General features: G+C 59.8%; 12 protein-coding genes. 2 read left to right on the top strand and 10 right to left on the bottom strand.

Translation table 11 applies throughout. The features are described from left to right. Nucleotides 1-19 precede the first annotated feature (19 nt). From GF108_RS18290 to GF108_RS18265, 6 genes are all read right to left on the bottom strand, one after another. Nucleotides 20-1,402 carry an FAD-binding oxidoreductase gene (locus GF108_RS18290; protein ID WP_153669734.1) on the bottom strand — a complete coding sequence of 461 codons (1,383 nt, stop codon included), beginning with the start codon at nucleotides 1,400-1,402 and terminating at the stop codon, nucleotides 20-22. After that, on the bottom strand, nucleotides 1,399-2,211 hold the full coding sequence (locus tag GF108_RS18285) for an ABC transporter permease (RefSeq protein ID WP_091950903.1): 813 nt from the start codon (nucleotides 2,209-2,211) through the stop codon (nucleotides 1,399-1,401). The genes GF108_RS18290 and GF108_RS18285 overlap by 4 nt, the downstream gene beginning before the upstream one ends. Before the next feature lie 2 nt (nucleotides 2,212-2,213). Continuing rightward, complete coding sequence (locus GF108_RS18280; protein WP_027232082.1) at nucleotides 2,214-3,047, bottom strand: ABC transporter permease; 834 nt, start codon at nucleotides 3,045-3,047, stop codon at nucleotides 2,214-2,216. 67 nt (nucleotides 3,048-3,114) lie between these two features. Continuing rightward, complete coding sequence (locus GF108_RS18275; RefSeq protein WP_153669732.1) at nucleotides 3,115-4,230, bottom strand: ABC transporter substrate-binding protein; 1,116 nt, start codon at nucleotides 4,228-4,230, stop codon at nucleotides 3,115-3,117. Between the two features lie 44 nt (nucleotides 4,231-4,274). Beyond that, the gene (locus GF108_RS18270) at nucleotides 4,275-5,381 is read right to left on the bottom strand and encodes an ABC transporter ATP-binding protein (RefSeq protein WP_153669731.1); all 1,107 of its coding nucleotides are present in this window, start codon (nucleotides 5,379-5,381) and stop codon (nucleotides 4,275-4,277) included. A 128-nt stretch (nucleotides 5,382-5,509) separates the two neighbouring features. After that, nucleotides 5,510-6,400 (bottom strand): LysR substrate-binding domain-containing protein, encoded by an 891-nt coding sequence (locus tag GF108_RS18265; protein ID WP_027232079.1) that lies wholly within the window; start codon nucleotides 6,398-6,400, stop codon nucleotides 5,510-5,512. A gap of 110 nt (nucleotides 6,401-6,510) precedes the next feature. Here GF108_RS18265 and GF108_RS18260 point away from each other — a divergent pair, with 110 nt between their 5' ends. Then, nucleotides 6,511-8,097 carry an amidohydrolase gene (locus tag GF108_RS18260; RefSeq protein ID WP_153669729.1) on the top strand — a complete coding sequence of 529 codons (1,587 nt, stop codon included), beginning with the start codon at nucleotides 6,511-6,513 and terminating at the stop codon, nucleotides 8,095-8,097. 14 nt (nucleotides 8,098-8,111) lie between these two features. After that, the gene (locus GF108_RS18255; RefSeq protein ID WP_153669727.1) at nucleotides 8,112-9,047 is read left to right on the top strand and encodes a dimethylarginine dimethylaminohydrolase family protein; all 936 of its coding nucleotides are present in this window, start codon (nucleotides 8,112-8,114) and stop codon (nucleotides 9,045-9,047) included. Here the strand turns inward: GF108_RS18255 and GF108_RS18250 are convergent, their stop codons facing one another. Genes GF108_RS18250 through GF108_RS18235 form a run of 4 tightly spaced genes read right to left on the bottom strand, consistent with a single transcriptional unit; the run spans nucleotide 9,048 to nucleotide 12,518 of the window. Then, a complete protein-coding gene (locus GF108_RS18250; RefSeq protein ID WP_153669725.1) occupies nucleotides 9,048-9,821 on the bottom strand; it encodes a phosphodiesterase in 774 nt (257 codons plus the stop codon). It lies immediately after the preceding gene. After that, the gene (locus GF108_RS18245) at nucleotides 9,818-10,885 is read right to left on the bottom strand and encodes a LacI family DNA-binding transcriptional regulator (RefSeq protein ID WP_153669723.1); all 1,068 of its coding nucleotides are present in this window, start codon (nucleotides 10,883-10,885) and stop codon (nucleotides 9,818-9,820) included. The genes GF108_RS18250 and GF108_RS18245 overlap by 4 nt, the downstream gene beginning before the upstream one ends. A 2-nt stretch (nucleotides 10,886-10,887) precedes the next feature. Further along, nucleotides 10,888-11,700, bottom strand: a complete 813-nt coding sequence (locus GF108_RS18240; protein WP_091950890.1) for an ABC transporter permease — start codon at nucleotides 11,698-11,700, stop codon at nucleotides 10,888-10,890. Then, nucleotides 11,697-12,518, bottom strand: coding sequence for an ABC transporter permease (locus GF108_RS18235; protein WP_027232074.1), 822 nt, complete (start codon nucleotides 12,516-12,518; stop codon nucleotides 11,697-11,699). The genes GF108_RS18240 and GF108_RS18235 overlap by 4 nt, the downstream gene beginning before the upstream one ends. Nucleotides 12,519-12,537 lie beyond the last annotated feature (19 nt).

The raw sequence follows: 12,537 nt of genomic DNA, 5'->3' as shown, positions 1-12,537 counted from the left end.
TGTCAGGAGTGATTGGCGCTCAGCCTATCACCTTGCTGGGGTTCATGATGCCGTTCGGATCAAGCGCCTGCTTGACCATGCGCATCAGGCTCAGCTTGACCGGATCGCCTTCGGATATCAGTTCAGGTCGCTTTTCGAGGCCGATACCATGTTCGGCCGAGAAGGATCCCCCCATCTTGCGGAGATTGGCATAGATGATCGCCTTGGCGCGCTCCTTGTCGGGCCAGGCGGTTTCGCCGGCGACGCCGATATGGAGATTGCCGTCGCCAAGATGACCAAAGGCGAACCCGCGAAATTCGCTGCCGAGAGCGGCAATCCCGCCATTGAACTGTTGCAGCCATGTTTCGAGCGTACCGAGCGGCACGGAAATATCGAACCAATGACAATAGGGGCAGTTACGGTCGATCACGCTGCTGTCTTCGCGAATATTCCAGATTGCGTTCCGCTCTTTCTCGCTTTGAGCAATGATCGCATCGACCACCTGCCCGCGTTCAATCGCAAGGCCGAGTGCCTCCTCCAGCCTCGATCGGGCCGTAGGCTGGTCCGGATCGTCCGTTTCGAGAATGAGGTAGGCCGGCGCTTGCGTAAAGGCGGCAAGCGATGCGGGGCCGAGGCTCTGCGACGCCAGATGGAAGTAGTCGTGCGCCATGAATTCTGCGCGAAGCAAATGGATACCGCGGTCACGCTGCAGCGCCTGGAACAGGGTAACGGCATCGGTGGCGGACGGACAGGCGACTAGTGCGGTCGCTGTAAAAGCGTCGGCGGCCGTCAACTTCACCACCGCTCGCGTAACAACGCCGAGCGTCCCCTCGGCGCCGATGAATATCTGCTTCAGATCGTAGCCCTCGTTGCATTTGCTGACCTCGCTCATGTCACGCATGATCGAGCCATCAGCCAGCACGACTTCAAGTCCCAGAATACGCTGGCGCATTACACCATGGCGGAAGGCCTCCATGCCGCCGGCATTGGTTGCAATCATGCCGCCAATCGTGGCGCTGCCGCGCGAGGCGATATCAATACCCGTGGACAGGCCTTCCCTTGCGGCGGCCTCCTGCAGTGCATGCAGTGTCACGCCGGCTTCAACGATGGCTGTCGCTGCGGAAGCGGAAAGAGATTCAATGCGGTTCAACCCGGCAAGCGAGAGAATGACCTCGCCCTCACTCGACACTGCACCGCCGGCGAGTCCGGTGCGTCCGCCGTGGGGCACGACGGCTATGCGGTGGTCATTGCAGAAACGGAGAATGTCGGCGACTTGTTGCGTAGTCGCCGGTGTAACCATCAGCCCGGCATCGAGATTGCGCGCATCGGACCCAGGATGGACAAGGCGCAGTGCGTCGGCCTCCTTCACACCATTCGGTCCGACGATCGAACGGAGGTGCCTGGCGATGTCGTCTCTGGTCATTGCTGTTGCGCTGCTCCCCGCCGTTCAATGAAAATGCGGATGCCGAGGATAACGGCCGTCACGATGATAAGGACGACGGAGATCGCAGCAATAGCAGGATCGATATTGTCGCGCAGTCCCATCCACATCAAGCGGGGCAGGGTTATCGCATTGACGCTGGTGATGAACAGGGTGACGCCGATCTCTTCCCAGGAGAGGACGAACGATAGGAGCGCTGCCGTGGCAATGCCGAACTTTATGTTCGGGATGATGATTTTTAGAGCTCGTGTGGCAAGATTTGCCCCCAGACCCCGTGCGGCAAGATCGATGCGCCTATCAACCTGATAAAGCGCAACGAGGATGAGAACGACGGCGAAAGGCGTGATCATCACGGCATGTGCAAGCGCTACCCCAAGCCAGGTATCGTAGCCGATCCAGTTGTTGACGGAGGAAAGGGCGGTCATCAGGAAGTAGAGCGTCATGGCCGAGACGACCGGGGGGACCACCAGCGGAAGCAGAACGAAGCCGATCATAAGAGCCGAAAATCTCGGCTGGAACATCCAGATGCCGAGACCAAACAGCGTGGCCAGGCTGGTGGCGATGGCGCTCGACAGAATGCCGATGCGCAGGCTCAGCAATATGCTTTGCCCCCACTGCGGGTTGTCGATCAGCGCCTGATAGTGGCGCAGGGACAGCGTGCCGGAGGGCATCGAAAGGAAGCGAGCCGGCGTGAATGAAACCGGCACCACCGCGATCAGCGGCATGAGCAGGAACAGCGCAATGGCTGTTGCGAGAATGAGGATGACGGGTCCTGGTCTTGATGATTGCATGGCTATCCCACCAGGTGTGCGGGTTTGATGAAACGCCGCATGAGGGCAAGAAGGACCCCGATGAACACGACGAGGACGACGCTGATCGCCGCGCCAAGCCCCCAGTCCGGGCTCTGGAATATGCGCAGGTAAACGAGTTCGGCGACCATCACGCTGCGTCCGCCGCCAAGGATGGCGGGCGTAACGAAGAAACCGAGCGCGAACACGAAAACGATGAGCGCCGCCCCGATCAGCCCACCATAGGTGAGCGGTACGAAGACGGTCCAGAAGATGCGCGTGCGCGACGCGCCCATGCCGCGCGCCGCAAGCAACACGCGCTCGTCGATGCTGCGCATGGCCGATGCAATCGGAAAGACGGCAAAGGGTATCAGGAAATGCGTCATGCCGATGATGACGCCTAGCTCGTTGCGGGCGAGCGCCAACGGTTCACTGATGATGCCCGCGGACTGCAGCCATGTATTGATCAACCCGCGATTGGAAAGCATCGCCAGCCAACCGAATGCGCGCGTCAACACCGAGATCCAGAAGGGAACGAGAATGCAGAATTCGGCGAGCATCCGCTGGAGCGAACTTCCGCGCACCCAGACATAGGCGATCGCATAGGCCGCAATGAGCGAAGCTGCCGTGACGACGAGGCAGATCCTCAAGGTGCGGATGAACACCGACTGGACGAGGGGATCGGTAAAGACTGCGCGATACTGTCCGATACCGGGCTCGGGGAGGGTAAAGCTCCAGCGTACGACGCCGAAAAACGGCACGGCATAGGCAAGACCGAGAAACAGCAGCAGCGGGGCCAGCAACAGGATCTTTCTGGAGGTGGCGGACTTCCCGATCATTCAACGTCCTTCATGGCATAAAAACGAAAACCCGGCGCGGGGGCGTTGAACCCCCGCACCATCGATGTCATGCGGAAATGACTTTGGTGTATTCGTCGAATGCCTTGCCGTAATTTTCGGCATACCATTCCATGTCGAGCGGCACCTGCTTTGCCATATTGGCGGGATCGACGCAGTTGACGCGCTTTTTGTCGACCGGGATCAGCGCATCCGTCGCGGGATTTGCCGGGCCCTGGCCGAGCATTTCGAACATGACCAGCTGCCGCTCCGGTGCCTGGGCGCTGGCAATGAACTTCATTGCATTATCCTTGCCGCCGGGATTGTTCTTCATGACGCCGAGAGCACCGGGAGAGATCAGGCCCTGATCCCAGATGAACTTGATGTTGCCGCCGGAGTCCTGCTCGAGAAGCTGCGCGCGCGTCGACCAGATCAGCGCCATGGATGCTTCGCCATTCATCAGCACGGACTGGCTCTCGGCACCGCCGCCCCAATAGGCGACGACGTTTTCTTTGAATGCGGCAATCTTGTCGTGCGCGCGCTTCAGGTCGAGCGGGTAAAGTTTTTCCGGGGCGACGCCATCTGCCATGAGTGCGGCTTCCCACATGGCAGAGCCCCACTTGTAGAGTGAACGCTTGCCCGGGAACTTCTTCACATCGAAGAAATCAGCCATGCCAGTTGGTGCCTGGTCGCCGAATTTCGAGGAATCGTAGGCAATGATATAAGAGAAGAAGTAGGTGGAAGCGGCGTGGTCCCAGCCGAAGCCCGGCCGCATCTTGTTCTTGTCGACGATATTGTAGTCGATGGCTTCCAGCATGCCCTGCTTGCCAAGCGAAATTCCCGAGAATGGATCGATGTCGAGAAGATCCCAGCTCGGCTTGCCGCTCTTGAACTGCGCCGTGATGGCGCCTTCGGTCGGTCCCGACCCGTCCATCTTGACCGCGACGCCGCTTTCCTTGGTGAATGGCTGGCCGTAGGCCTTGTCATAGGCCGTCATCGCGTCGCCGCCCCAGTTGACGAGCACCAATTCCTTGGCCTGCGCATAGGAGCCGGTGGAGCGGAGCAGGGCCGGCGCTCCAGCAAGGAACATTGCGGCCATCTGGGTAAAACGCCTGCGGCTGATCTCGCCGCGTTCGACCTTCGCCGCGAGGATTTCGAGGCAGTCTTTTTCAAACTCAGTGTTCATCTTTTTTCCCTCTGGATTGTTATTTTCGCATTCCCGTCGCCGCGCTAATTTCCGCTTGGCAGCAAGAAACCCTGGTTCGTCGGCCACGAAACCCAAACATCCGTTTGCGGCGCGATCGGCGCTATCGCAGCGGTCGGCATCGATACCGCAAGGCTCGTACCCTTGCTTGTCCGCAAATGATATTTGGTCGAAGCGCCGAAATAGGTTGCGCCCTCGACTCGGCAGGTAATCGCGTTGCTGTCGACCGTTGCTGGCTGCGTCGTAATCACCATGTGCTCGGGCCGCACTGCCGCGACGGCGCTGGTCCCATCGAGCCTGGTCGTCGTGTTGAGAATGATCGTGCGATCTTCGAACTGGCCCGCAGCGCGGTCACCGTCGAGCTTGACGGCATCGAGCGGCAGTAGATTGACCTCGCCAAGGAACTCCGCGACGAAGCGGTTGTCCGGCCGTTCATAGACATCCTGAGGCCGCCCCACCTGCAGCAGTTCACCATGGTTGAAGATCGCGACCCGGGAGGAAAGGGCAAGCGCCTCCGACTGGTCGTGCGTGACGAACACGAAAGTTGTTCCTGTCTCCTGGTGCAGCCGCTTGACCTCTTCCTGCATCATTTCGCGCAAGTTCTTGTCGAGAGCCGAGAAAGGTTCGTCGAGCAGGAGGACCGCTGGCTCGAACACGAGTGCCCGGGCGAGGGCTACACGTTGCTGCTGTCCGCCCGAGAGTTTCGCAGGGAGCTTGCGCTCGTGACCAACGAGGCCGACGCGCTCGACCATCTCGCCAACACGCCGCTTGATCTCGGCGGAGGAGCGTCCCCTTACCTTCAGCGGGAAAGCGATATTTTGTTCGACGGTCAGATGCGGAAACAGAGCATAGCCCTGAAAAACCATGCCGTACGACCGATCCTCGGCAGGCACGTCGGTAATGTCCTTGCCATCCATCATCAGGCGGCCGGTTGTGGGCGCGGTGAAACCCGCAAGGATCGTCAGGAAAGTCGTTTTGCCGGAACCGGAGGGACCAAGAAGGGTGAGGAATTCGCCGCGGCCAATATCAAGCGAAAGATTTTTCAGCGCATGGAACGCGCCAAACGTCTTGCCGATCGATACGGCTTTGATCTCGGCGGCCTTCGAGTCGCCCAGTTGCATGCTTTGCGGCATTGATCGACTTTCTTTCCCCATATTTTTAAGGCAAGCCTAGGCACAATCCGGCGCGACGACAATTGAATTATATTGCCCTCACACGTGAACAAAATTCACGCCATTCAATTTCGCGTTCATGTCTCCGGTCAGGTATTGCGGGTTTGCGACAGACGCGATTTCAACCATTCCGTAAACGCTGTCTGGGCCGGATGCTCGATTTTGGCATAGTCGGTGACGAGGAAATAGGATTTCGGCGACTTGATGCTGAGGTCGAAGGGCCGGATCAATTGGCCTGCCCGCATTGCCTTCCGGCAGGTCAGTTCGTCGCCCATGGCGATTCCCTGCGCGGTGATCGCGGCAGAAAAGACAAGGTTCATATCCGAGAACACGATTCCGCGCTCGGAGTCCGGGTTGTCGACATTCGCGAGCGCGAGCCAGCGCGTCCAATCCTCGAAATCGTCGAGGTGGAGGAGGGGCGCGCGCAATATGTCCTTGGGTTCAGCAAGGCCCCCAAGATTATTGAGAAGAACCGGACTGCAGAGCGGCGTGAATTCGACCTCGCAGAGCAGTTCCACCGAGCGGTTCGGCCAATTGCCGTCGCCGAAAGCGATGAACAAATCGACGCTTGCATCGGTAACGTCATCGAGTTTGCGGGGTGTGAGAATGCGTAGCGCAATGTCCGGATATTTTTCCTGAAATTCAGCGATATGGGTGCAAAGCCACAAGGACGCAAAGCCGGCCGTGCAGCTGACGCACAGCGAACCGCCGGTGCTCGCCGAGCTTTGCCGGCCGCCAGCATCGTCGATCACGATCAGCGCTTTGCGCACGTCATTGGCATATTTGCGCCCGCGAGGCGTCAGCATCACGCCCTTGCCGTCACGCTGCAGCAGTTGAAAGCCGAGATCGCGTTCGAGCAGACGCAATTGATGACTGACCGCGCTGCGAGTCAGGTGCAATTCCTCCGCGGCCCGCCAGACGCTGCCGTGCCGGGCGAAGCTTTCCAATGCACGCAGCGCCTGGGTCGATGGGATGCGCATGAATAGGCCTTGAGGACAAAGAGGTGAATGGAATTTGCACGTTTTGAAAAAACATATCACTTTTTGTCCCGGCTTCCAGATGATTATCTCCCGCCAGCGGGAGAATGTTCATGGTTACGGCATCAGCGACGACGGCACGAGATTTTGTTGACGGGCGCGCCTCCGACCTTTCCACCTGGACCCGTACCATCTTCGATTTCGGCGAAACGGCATGGCGCGAGTATCAGTCAGCCGACTGGTACGTGAACCGGCTGCGTCAGGAAGGATTCGATGTGGAGGCGGGGTCTGGCGGCATGCCCACCGCTTTCTGCGCCCACTGGACCAACAAGGCCGGGACTAACTCCAGGTCGCCCACGATCGGGATGTATGCCGAGTATGACGCCGTACCCGGCAATTGCCAGGACGCCACCACGCAAAAGCGTCCGCGTCCTGGTCTTGGCGAGCACGCAGGCGGGCATACCGATCCGCATTCGGGCCTTGGAATTTCCGGACTTGGCGGACTTCTTGCAACCAAGGCTGCAATGGAGCGCCACGGCATTGCCGGGACGCTGCGATTTACCGGCGAGCCCGCCGAAAAGGTGCGGGGATCGAAGCCCATCCATGCGGCCAAGGGCTACTATGACGGCCTCGACGGCATGATCTCGTTCCATCCGTTCTACATGCTGCCGATGTGCAATACGGTGCGCTGGGATACGCATTGCGGTGCCGCCTATTCGATGATCTACCGCTTTGTATGCGATCAGCCGGAACGTTGGGGGCTCAGCGATGGCGCGCCTATCCCCCAGTCGCACTCGGCGGCGCGTGCTCCCGGCGCCAATGATGCGCTGATGCTGATGTACTTCTCCTCCAAAGCGCTCCGCGATTCCATGCTGCCGCATCAGGGCGGTTGGTCGATCAGCGAAGCGATCCTGACCGCCGGGCAGGCCACAGCCGACAACCTCCCCGCCGCCCTTGCCGAAATCCAGTACATGATGCGGGTTCCGACGATCGCGATGGCCGAGAAGATCACCGCTGTGCTCGACCGCAATGCCGAGCATGCGGCGGCCATGTCCGGCTGCCGTGTCGAGCGTCACTGGGTTTGCAAGTCGCGGCCGGGGCTTGCCAATCATACGATGGCGAATATCACGTGGGAGGCACTCCAGACGGTCGGCGCCCCCCGCTGGGGCGATGCCGCAAAAGCGATCGCACGCGAGATACAGGCCAATGTCGGCATCGGTCCGATCGCCGAGCCGTTCATCGACGAGTGCGAGCGGCTGATCGCACCGCAGGAGGCCGAGGCGATCTTGCGGCGCGACTTGCCGCCCTCGCAGCTCAATTCGACGTCGGATGATTACACTGACATGACGTGGCACGCGCCGACGGTCCGCTTCTACGTGGCGCGCCCCGCATTGAAAGCACCGAAAGGCTTTGCCTATCCGGGCTGGGTGATGAATGCGCTCGGAGGCATCCCGGAAACGATCGATCCGATGGTCAATTGCGCGGCAAAAACTGTGGCACTGACGGCCTTGCGGCTTCTCGAGGACGAGAGTGCCAGAACGCAGGCGAAGGACGAATTCATCGAGCGAACGGGCGGAGGCATCGGCGGATCGAAGTGGGTTGCCCCGCTTTGCGATTATGAACCGCCGATTCGTTTCCGTTGGCCGGAATATGTAACAACGGCGCGCGGGCGCGAATGGTGGATACCAACCGCCGCCTAACGAGGAGAATTGTCATGACACGGCACGAACAGGACCTTGCAAGCGAAAGTTTCACATTGAAACGCCGCAATTCCAATGGCGGGACCAGGCCGCTTTCAGGCTGGGGATTTCGCAACGAGACCGATCCGCTGACCGACGTTCTCCTCGGCTCGCCGGCGTTCCTGCGGCACATGGCGACAAGCTCCCTGTCGCGCAAGCATTTGCGTGAAGCGCCGTGCAATATCCAGGCGGCGCAAGCGCAGCACAAGGAACTGGTTTCCGCATATGAACATTTTGGCGTCAAGATCCATTGGCACGAGCCGGAACCCGAACTGCCAATGCAGGTCTATTCGCGCGATTCCAGCGTGATGACTCCTTACGGCGCGATCATCACTGCCATGGCCAACTGGTGGCGCCGCGGCGAAAACTATGCGGCGATCCGCACCTATGAACGGCTCGGCATCCCAATCTACGATATGGTGACGGCAGGAACGTTCGAGGGCGGCGATTTCAACGTCATCGAGGAGGGCTGCGTGCTCATCGGCTGCGGCGGCGCACGAACCCAGGAAGAGGGCGCCCGACAGGTCGAGGAATGGTTCCGCAAGGAAGGCTGGGAAACCCGCCTTGCTTTCATCGACGAATATTACGTCCACATCGACCTTATGGTCGTGCCGATCGCGCCGAAATTGACGGCCGTCTGCCTTGCCTGCACGGAGCCCGGCATCGTCGACTGGCTGAAGGCAAAGGGGCACGAAATCATCGACGTTCCGTTCCAGGATACAATGAACCTCGGCTGCAACTTCATGTCGCTCGGCAACGACCGGGTTATAGCGCCCTCGTCGAGCAAGACGCTCATCGACAAGCTCAAGGCGACAGGATTCGAAGTCGCCTCGGTCGACATGAGTGAAATCTCCAAGACCGGCGGTGGCATCCATTGCATGGCGCAGGCGCTGGTGCGGCAAGCCGCCTGATCAGTAATAGGCGGCGGTCCTGTCGAGAAAATCGTGGAAATGCACGATCACGCCGTTTGCGTCGATGAAGATCACCGCGTAGGCAGGCGGCTCGTGCGTGTTGGCGATGCGGTCTGGCGAAAAATCGAGCGCCGACTGATGGTTGGTGCCACGCAGGACGCTGACCGGAATGCCGAGCCAGCTTCCCACGATCGGTCGATGCGCGTGTCCGGCAAAGATGTGCCGGACATTGCCATGCTCGCGCAGCAGCGGATAGAGCGCCTCAGCTTCGATGATGCCCATGCGGTCGAGCAAGGGCATGTGTATCGGAAACGGCGGATGATGCGAGAACAGGAAGACAGGGCGATCTGACGCTTCGTCCAGACGGTCGCGAAGCCAGGCAAGCCGCGCCTCGTCAAGTCGGCCTTCCGGCCGGCCGGGAAGCAGCGTATCGAGCAGGATGAGGCGCCCCTCGCGCGTATCTTCGACACCTTGTACGAATCCCCCATGCGTTGCGGCCTTGTCGAAGACACGCAGGAAGTTGTCGCGGTTATCATGGTTGCCGAGCATCAACCGGTGGGCCGGGACGAGTTCGCTCAAAGCACCCGCCAAAGCCCTGTAGGTGATCTCTTCCCCGGTCTCGCTGAGGTCGCCGGTGAATATCACCAGTTCGGCATCGGAATGGTTGCGGTTGATATCCGCGACACATGCTTCGAGCCGGGCCAACGGGTCGAGGCCGCACAGGGTTTCCCCCGGCGTTACCAGGTGGAGGTCGGTTACCTGCAATATCTTCATCGGATTCGCTCGCGTTCGGACCTGGATTTGGCGGTTGCGTTACGGGTGCTGCCGCGTAGGACAAGTTCGGTTGTGAGCCGGTCGTGTGCCGGCGGACGGTCGGGTTCCGACTCCCGTTGATCGAGAAGCGCTACCGCATGGGCAGCCATCACGGTGGCATCCTGCCGGAAGGTGGTGAGATTGAAGGCGTCCCATTGCGCTTCGGGAATGTCGTCGAAGCCGATCACCGACACATCGCCGGGAATTGTGAGGTTCGTATGGTGGGTGATGTAGTCAATAAGCCCGAAAGCAACGAGATCGTTGACGCAGAAAACAGCATCCGGCCGCTTCGCGCCGGAGAACAACTGCTGGGCAGCCTCTTGGCCGCCGGAATAGTTGGAGTTGCTGCCATTGCCGATCATTACCTCGGCACCGCGCAATTCTCCTTCGTGTCGAAATCCGTGCTCGCGTTCGATGGTGGTCGGCGTGCGCGACATCGCACCTGCGAAGCCCAGCAGTTTTGCACCACCGGCGACGAAAAACCGGGCAGCTTCGCGTCCCGCGCCCTCATTGTCGATGTTGACATCGTCGGCCCCCGTTTCTGAACGTCCGAGCACAATGAGGGGTTGACCATTGCGGCGGGCAAGATCAACGAAGGATGAGGGCGGGGAACCGGACAGAATGATCGTCGCCTCGGCACGATAGCCGAACAGCGTCTTCTGGGCGGCAACAAGTTCTTCTTCGGTATTGCCGGTATTGATAACGATGGGAACGCTGCCGCGCTGAATCAATGCCTTGGTAAGGGCCGCGACAAGGTGGGAGCGATAGCCAAGCTCGGGGTTGGTGACGACAAGGCCGACAAGCCGGCTCTTGCGCGCCAGCAGACCGCGGGCGAGGTCATTGACCTGGTAGCCGAGCGCTTCGGCGGCCTCCATGATTTTTTCGCGTTTCTTGGCGGAAACACTGGCCCCAGGCGTAAAGGCGCGCGACACCGCCGAGCGCGAGACGCCGGCATACTTGGCCACTTGCAGCGCACTGACGAACTGCTTGTCATCCTTCGACGTTTTCTTGTCCTTGGATTTCATTTCTAATGTCCGACCTTGGATAGTACGTCCGCCCGCAAGAATCGCTCCACGACCAGCATGAAGCCTATCGACGGCACGAGCAACAGAAGAGCGGTGATGGATGCAATCTGGTAATTGCCGCCGGCGCCCGCCGTATAGAGCAGCAACGGCAAGGTGTTCACATCCGGCGCGCCGACAAAGTAGCTGCCGGTGAATTCGTCCAGCGATTCCAGAAAAACGAAGATGGCGCTGGCGAGGAGGCCGGGGGCCGCGAGCGGCAATGTGACATCGCGAAACGCGCGCAAAGGGCCGGCGCCGATCGAGCGAGCTGCCTCTTCAAGATCGACATCGACTGCTGCGAAGGCCGCAGTTGCAATCCATACAGCATAGACCAGCCCATGTGTCACATGAACGAGCACGACGCCGGTGATCGTACCGTTGAGGCCGATTTCATAGAAGAAGCGGGCAATGTTCACATAGACAGGCAGGTTGGGAAACGCCTGCGGTATCAGGAATGCCAATAGGATCAGCCCGCGGAAGGGCAGTTTCAGGCGCGACAGCGCATAGCCCGCCGGGATGGCAAGGACCAGCGATACGAGGACGGTGAGCGATGCGATAAGGATGCTGGTCGCGAGCGAGGACATGGCGTTGCCGCGCGACGAGAATACCCGTTGCCAGAAGCTGAACCCATATTCGAGCGGGAGCATATGCGGGAAATACCATTTTTCGGCGACTGTCCAGAGGACGAGATTGGTAAGGGGGCCGAAGATGATGAAGGCGATGAGGCCGAGAACAACGGCGCGCGGCAGCCACCAGAGATCGAAGCGAGCCGTCATGACCGCTCCTTCACCGAATGACGCAGATAAATGAGGGCAACACCCGCCGTCAGCAACAGTGATATCATCCCGAGCGCATTGGCGACGCCGTAGTCGCCATGGGCATTGATGCGGAAAGCGATATCCGCCGTCAGCATGGTCGGCGACTGGGCGTTTATCATCAAGGGCACCGAAAGCACCGACATCATCGTCACGAATGACAGGATCAGGCCGACGAGCAGTGTGCCGGCAACCTGCGGCAGCACGATTTCTATGAGAATGCGCAAACGCGATGCACCGAGATTGCGCGCCGCCTCGATGGTGCTGCGGTCGAGCGAGGCCATCGCGCCAGCAAGGAGGAGCGTCACGAAAGGCGTCTGCTTCCAGACGAAAGCGATAACGATGCCGCGCCAGTCCAGAAATCCGGTTGTTTGGAGAGGTGTCAGTATGCCGAGACTGACCAGGACATTGTTCATCAACCCGTTCTTGGCGAGAAAGGTGCGCATGACCTGGCCGACGACGATGAACGGGATGAACATGGGCCAGCGATAAAGCCAGCGCAGCACGGCCACGGCGCGTGGATTTTCGCCGAGGGTGAGGTAGCCGCCAATGGCAATGGCAATGATGCCGATGAGAGCCGTCGAAATCGCGACGATGACGAGCGTGAATATCATGTCGCTCGAATAAAGATCGAAGGATTTGGCGAAATTATCCAGACCGAACCGGTCGCCAACCTCGAATGCGCCGATGATGGATGCCGCGAGCGGCACGATGAAAAACAGAAGGATCATCGCCAGGGCGGGCAGGACGAGCAGGAGGGCTAGAAGACGTTTGGGCATGAACTGGTCCGGATGAGGA

Origin of the sequence: Phyllobacterium sp. SYP-B3895, assembly GCF_009647635.1 — a bacterium.
Classification (GTDB): domain Bacteria; phylum Pseudomonadota; class Alphaproteobacteria; order Rhizobiales; family Rhizobiaceae; genus Phyllobacterium; species Phyllobacterium pellucidum.
Note: the sequence above shows the minus strand (reverse complement) of the source record. Positions and strands in the feature narration are given on the sequence as shown.

Coding starts and splice junctions, on each gene's coding strand:
- GF108_RS18290 (WP_153669734.1), bottom strand. CDS start 1,402: ATGACCAGAGACGACATCGCCAGGCACCTCCGTTCGATCGTCGGACCG.
- GF108_RS18275 (WP_153669732.1), bottom strand. CDS start 4,230: ATGAACACTGAGTTTGAAAAAGACTGCCTCGAAATCCTCGCGGCGAAG.
- GF108_RS18240 (WP_091950890.1), bottom strand. CDS start 11,700: ATGACGGCTCGCTTCGATCTCTGGTGGCTGCCGCGCGCCGTTGTTCTC.
- GF108_RS18245 (WP_153669723.1), bottom strand. CDS start 10,885: ATGAAATCCAAGGACAAGAAAACGTCGAAGGATGACAAGCAGTTCGTC.
- GF108_RS18250 (WP_153669725.1), bottom strand. CDS start 9,821: ATGAAGATATTGCAGGTAACCGACCTCCACCTGGTAACGCCGGGGGAA.
- GF108_RS18265 (WP_027232079.1), bottom strand. CDS start 6,400: ATGCGCATCCCATCGACCCAGGCGCTGCGTGCATTGGAAAGCTTCGCC.
- GF108_RS18255 (WP_153669727.1), top strand. CDS start 8,112: ATGACACGGCACGAACAGGACCTTGCAAGCGAAAGTTTCACATTGAAA.
- GF108_RS18260 (WP_153669729.1), top strand. CDS start 6,511: ATGGTTACGGCATCAGCGACGACGGCACGAGATTTTGTTGACGGGCGC.
- GF108_RS18285 (WP_091950903.1), bottom strand. CDS start 2,211: ATGCAATCATCAAGACCAGGACCCGTCATCCTCATTCTCGCAACAGCC.
- GF108_RS18270 (WP_153669731.1), bottom strand. CDS start 5,381: ATGCCGCAAAGCATGCAACTGGGCGACTCGAAGGCCGCCGAGATCAAA.
- GF108_RS18280 (WP_027232082.1), bottom strand. CDS start 3,047: ATGATCGGGAAGTCCGCCACCTCCAGAAAGATCCTGTTGCTGGCCCCG.
- GF108_RS18235 (WP_027232074.1), bottom strand. CDS start 12,518: ATGCCCAAACGTCTTCTAGCCCTCCTGCTCGTCCTGCCCGCCCTGGCG.